This is a genomic window from Pseudomonas sp. AC463 (genome assembly GCF_979253585.1).
Genome location: NZ_CEEDDZ010000289.1, coordinates 1 through 340 on the forward strand (window position 1 = coordinate 1; position 340 = coordinate 340).

Genomic DNA, 340 nt, shown 5'->3' on the forward strand with positions numbered 1-340 from the left:
CGTACACGTCGACCACGATCTTCGTCCCCGCGGCGATGTGCGGCGGCACCATGATGCGGACGCCGTTGTCGAGGATCGCGGGCTTGTAGCTGGACGAGGCGGTCTGCCCCTTCACCACCGCGTCCGCCTCGACGATGGTCGCCTCGATCGTCGACGGCAGCTCGACGGAGATCGGCCGCTCGTCATACAGTTCGAGAACCACGTCCATCCCGTCCTGAAGGAACGCCGCGGCGTCGCCCAGGATGCCCGCGTCGAGCGTGATCTGCTCGTAATTGTCCTTGTCCATGAAGGTCAGCGCCTCGCCGTCCTTGAACAGGAACTGGAAGTCCTTCGTATCCAG

General features: G+C 64.1%; 1 protein-coding gene. It reads right to left on the minus strand.

The window, feature by feature from the left end:
* Window positions 1–340, minus strand: a 340-nt coding sequence (locus tag AC0IYH_RS30195; protein WP_471837802.1) for a hypothetical protein, incomplete at both ends; no start/stop codon positions are given.